Genomic DNA, 4,697 nt, shown 5'->3' on the forward strand with positions numbered 1-4,697 from the left:
CGTGATAAAAATTTAAGTCAAAGCCTTTCCGGCAAAGGCTTTTAAGCTCTTTAAAAACCGATATTGATTTTATCGCTTAATTTTGTTGTACGAAACGGGATTTTCAATCGGAGAGGAGTTATCTTAAGAGTTTTTTTATTGCTAAAACAATAGCTTATCTTATAAAAGCCGGAAGTTAATGGTATAATATATTTGCTTAAAAAACATACAGTTAACCACCGGCTGATATATGATAAACAATATTTCTTCTTTCTCCAACAACTCTTTTTGCGGTGCCTTAAAAGATTTATCTTTCGGCAGATTGTTAAATTCCTGCGGCTTCAATAAAAAGCGCGATGTTCCCATTCTCATTGTTATGTACGGGCTGTTAACCGCCGTATTTAATTATTCGGGCATTCATCAAAAGACGCAGTCCCGCAAAGGCTATTCTCAATGTAATTGCACCGACCAAGTCTTTTACGATATTACTTCCAATCCCAAGCTGAATTGGCGCAAACTGTGTCTGCTGCTTGCACAGAAGCTGATACTTAAAATCACTCCGACCATGACTTGTGCTAAATGTTTTGTCCTTGATGACACCATTATGGAAAGGCCGCGCAGCAAAAAGGTCGAGTTATTATCAAGAACTTATGACCATGTCTCGCATCGTCAGGTTAAAGGCTTTACCAATCTGCTGCTTGCTTGGACTGACGGCTTGAGCAGCGTTCCCGTAATCAATGCCGTCGTCTCTTCATCTAAAATCATTTGCCCGGAGCGTAATGACATCGATAAGAGAACCCACGGTGCCGAACGCCGCAAGGAAGCACAAAAGAAGAAAACAATCTTGGCAGTCAAGCTGATAAAGGAAGCTTTGAATGCCGGAATTATCGCTTCTTATGTCCTTATGGACTCGTGGTTTACCGAAGTGCCTCTTATCAGCGCCGTCAAAAAACTCAACCTTCATGTCATCGGCATGGTTAAGCTTTCTCAAAAGCGCTTTTATACCTATCAAGAGAAACAATATACTCTGCATCAACTGAGAAAAAAGATTAAATCCGCTTCCCGTCACAGCAATATCTTGGGCTCGCTTCAGGTCAAGCTTAAAACCGGAATCAAAGCCAAACTCGTTTATGTCGTCAATTACAATAATCGTAAACAATTCTTGGTTATTCTCAGTACTGACTTAACTCTAAGTGATGAAGAAATCGTTCAAACCTACGGTAAACGTTTCAACATTGAACAAATCTTCAAGAGCATGAAGCATCTGCTTAAGCTTACTAAAGAAAATCAAGGCCGCTCTTTCGACTCTACCATTGCCTTCAGCTCTTTAAGCATCATTAGAGTCATCGCTATGGAGTGGATAAGAAGGACCGAATCCGACCCTGCGACCATGGGCAGTATATTCAATAACGTTAAAGACACGCTTGAAGATTTACCTTTTACCGTGGCTTTGCAAACCTTACTGCAACGCTTTTTCTCTTTACCCGACAAACTTGCAGCTGCCGGTGCGATTAAACAAGGCTGCATAGACACGGTCAAAGCAATCGTCGAAAATGAAATCAACTCATGGTTTAACGCCATTAGCGACTTTATCAGAGACTTCTGCCTGCGGTTTACGAATGACCGCATCACTTATGATCAAGTGAATGATAAAATCAATATCAGTTTTTAAAGAGCTTAAAAGCCTTTGCCGGAAAGGCTTCATCTTAATTTTTTATCTCGGAAAGTCGAGATATTAAGTAATTCTTTAAGTTCACAAAGGTTAGAAAGTACTACTTGAGGCAAAACTCTTATTTCATTAAAACCGGGTGAATCTCCTGCAAATCCACGGTACAGCCAGGCGCATTGACATCCGGCGTACACGGCGCCGTGAACATCGGAATAAGGCTCATCCCCCACATGCAGAATGTTTTCAGGCTTTATCTTAAGCATGGATGCATAAGCATTAAACAGATCGGCATGCGGCTTTGCTTTAAAACCTGAAAAACTCGGTCTTAAATTATAATCAAATGAATTAAAAAGCCCGGAAACTTTAAGATCCGAGTTACCGTTTGACAGTGCGGCAACCGGATAATGCTCACGCAGCTGTGATAACAGCTTAAAAGAAGAATCGGGAACTTTAGCTTTAGAGCGTATAGACACAAAATAAGCCACCAATTCCTCCGCCTCTTTCATGCCTTGCGGCAAAGGGCGATTTAACGCCTTAAATCCCTCATATAGAGTATGAACCCTAAGCTTGGTAACGTCCTCTTTAAACTCAGGATGTCTAAGCCCCTCCGCAAGCTTCATGGCAGACCAGAAAGAATCAGTGCCGAAACTTGGCGGCAAATGGTAGCGGTTTTGCAAATAAACGGCAAAAATCTCCTCGGCACGCTTGATAACAGGATGATTGTCATACAAAGTATCATCAAGATCAAAAGAAAGAGCCTTAACTTTAGTTACATCAAACTTTTTAAAAAATTTCATGACTCCTCCTTATGAAGTTTGGCGCGAGGATGGGCTTTATTGAATATTTCATGCAGTTTAGCAAAATTTATATGCGTATAAACTTGGGTAGCCGCAAGACTTGAGTGACCAAGCATTTCCTGCACCATACGCAAATCAGCGCCGTTGCCTAAAAGCTCGGTGGCAAAAGAGTGACGCAATTTATGCGGGGAGATTTTAATGCTAAGACCTGATTTAAAAGCAAGCTTATCTAAATTCTGCTGAACGGCTCTGGTTGTCATTCGTCTGCCGAAACGATTTAAAAACAACGCCGTGTCTTCCGGATTAAAAGTGTCTCTTACTTTCAAATAAGTCCGAATCCAATTTAAAGCCTGGGAACCTACCGGAACAGAGCGTTCTTTTCCGCCTTTTCCGAAAACCCTGACCTCCTGAGCCGTTTCATCTAAATCGCCTAAATTTAAAGCAACTAATTCCCCCACGCGAAGGCCTGAAGAAAAAAGTAATTCAGCAATAGCCCTGTCTCTTATTTCCTTTGGTGATGAGGGTTCACTGGTAAAAAGCTTATCAATTTCATTAGACGACAAAACTTTAGGCAAAGGCTTTCTTACTTTGGGAGCTTGAATCAAAGAGCAGGGATTTGATGATAATTTCTTTTTTTTAATCAAAAATTTAAAAAAAGAACTTAAAGCATAAATATCATGCGCTACAGACACAGAAGACAAACGCTCAGCGTCATAGCTGAAATTAAATTCTTTTAACAAAAAGCGCATCTCTTTTTCACCGACTTCCGACCAGCTTTTAAGCATAGGGAAGTTGTATTTTAAAGAGACAAGAACTTTACGCAGCACCCTGTCATAAGAGGCTACGGTATTAGGTCCGGAGCGCTTTTCATTTGACAAATACGCAATAAAGGAATCAGCGTCCCTTTCAAGCTCATCCATCAGATAACAATTTGTCCTTCATAAACCAATACGGCAGGTCCTGACATCATTACGGGAGAATTTTTTCCTTCCCATGAAATATTAAGACTGCCGCCAGGCAAATTGACCTTCACCGGAGAAACCAACCGCTGCTGAACGATACCGGCAACAACCGCTGCGCATGCTCCGGTACCGCAAGCCAATGTTTCTCCACAACCGCGCTCGAATACGCGTAAATTAATCTCATGCTCGTTTACTTTTTGCGAAAAACCGACATTAACTCTTTCAGGGAAGCGTTCATGTCTTTCAACTAAAGCTCCAAGTTCATGAACGGGAGCCGTCTTAACGTCCTTAACATTAATTACGGCATGAGGATTGCCCATTGATACCGCACCGATTTTCACGTTATCAAAACCTTTTACGCATAACTCGTAAAATTCGCTTTGAACATCCGCTTTAAACGGTAGTTTTTCAGGCTCAAGCTGCGGTACACCCATATTGACGGTAACCGAATCATCATTATTTAATTTAAGACGTAAAACTCCCGAGACCGTGCTGACCTTGATATCACGCTTATTGGTTAACCCATGATCCACAACAAAACGCACAAAACAGCGGGCGCCGTTTCCGCACATTTGAACTTCGGATCCGTCAGCATTAAAGATTCTGTAATGAAAATCTACTTCAGGATCGTATGGAGGTTCTACCAAAAGCAGTTGATCAAAACCTACACCGAAATGTCTGTCCGACAAACGCTTTATTAATTCAGGACTAAAGAAAATTTTTTGAGTAACCCCGTCTACAACCATAAAGTCATTCCCGAGGCCATGCATTTTTGAAAATTTTAAAATCATTTTTTAAGCTCTTCTTTGTAACTTTTTCATGATAGTGAAAAACTTTAAGACTTGCTACAAAAAGTTAAAAAACGAATATTGAGTTTTTAAATTTATGCTTAAAAAATATTAAAAAATCAGAATTCAAGCTAAACCTCAGCTATCGCCGCAACTTCACGCATAGGCTGATGCTTTCTGTCCTTATTGTCATTGACGATGACAACGGCAAGCGTGACTACTTCTTTATCGGTGATTCTTAAACCGTATCTCTTTTCCCTGATTTGTTCTTTGGCTTCCTCAAGCATTTCTTGAACATTATCGTTACTGCTTATAACCTTAAATTCACAGATGTATAAATGTTCGTCATCCTCAAAGCATAAGTCGCTTCTGCCAAGCGCCGTTTGATACTCAGTATAAGTGTTATAGCCAAGTAGCTGCAGCATCACCTTATAAACGTCACGAAAGGCGTATTCTTTAAAACTTACTACGCTTTCATAAGAGAATTCATTTAAGATTTTGT

At 40.5% G+C, this 4,697-nt stretch carries 5 protein-coding genes; 1 reads left to right on the forward strand and 4 read right to left on the reverse strand.

Annotated elements, in window-relative coordinates; translation table 11 throughout:
- Positions 1–229 precede the first annotated feature (229 nt).
- Positions 230–1,651 carry a transposase gene (locus QZ019_RS09275; RefSeq protein ID WP_295484481.1) on the forward strand — a complete coding sequence of 474 codons (1,422 nt, stop codon included), beginning with the start codon at positions 230–232 and terminating at the stop codon, positions 1,649–1,651.
- 29 nt (positions 1,652–1,680) lie between these two features.
- Here the strand turns inward: QZ019_RS09275 and QZ019_RS09280 are convergent, their stop codons facing one another.
- The 4 genes from QZ019_RS09280 to QZ019_RS09295 form a co-directional block, all read right to left on the reverse strand.
- Positions 1,681–2,445, reverse strand: coding sequence for an HAD-IA family hydrolase (locus tag QZ019_RS09280; protein WP_295484483.1), 765 nt, complete (start codon positions 2,443–2,445; stop codon positions 1,681–1,683).
- Positions 2,442–3,365: a tyrosine recombinase XerC gene (locus tag QZ019_RS09285; RefSeq protein ID WP_295484485.1), complete on the reverse strand. Its 924-nt coding sequence runs from the start codon at positions 3,363–3,365 to the stop codon at positions 2,442–2,444. The genes QZ019_RS09280 and QZ019_RS09285 overlap by 4 nt, the downstream gene beginning before the upstream one ends.
- Entirely contained in the window at positions 3,365–4,198 is an 834-nt protein-coding gene (gene dapF, locus QZ019_RS09290) for a diaminopimelate epimerase (protein ID WP_295484487.1), read from the reverse strand. Before dapF ends, QZ019_RS09285 begins: the two co-directional genes overlap by 1 nt.
- Positions 4,199–4,326: 128 nt before the next feature.
- The coding region (locus QZ019_RS09295) for a PD-(D/E)XK nuclease domain-containing protein (RefSeq protein WP_295484488.1) at positions 4,327–4,697 on the reverse strand (371 nt) is incomplete at its 5' end.

This window comes from uncultured Succinatimonas sp. (assembly GCF_905203285.1).
Classification (GTDB): domain Bacteria; phylum Pseudomonadota; class Gammaproteobacteria; order Enterobacterales; family Succinivibrionaceae; genus Succinatimonas.

Excerpts from the sequence above, each read along its gene's own strand:
- QZ019_RS09285 (WP_295484485.1), bottom strand. The coding sequence starts at position 3,365 with ATGGATGAGCTTGAAAGGGACGCTGATTCCTTTATTGCGTATTTGTCA.
- dapF (WP_295484487.1), bottom strand. The coding sequence starts at position 4,198 with ATGATTTTAAAATTTTCAAAAATGCATGGCCTCGGGAATGACTTTATG.
- QZ019_RS09280 (WP_295484483.1), bottom strand. The coding sequence starts at position 2,445 with ATGAAATTTTTTAAAAAGTTTGATGTAACTAAAGTTAAGGCTCTTTCT.
- QZ019_RS09275 (WP_295484481.1), top strand. The coding sequence starts at position 230 with ATGATAAACAATATTTCTTCTTTCTCCAACAACTCTTTTTGCGGTGCC.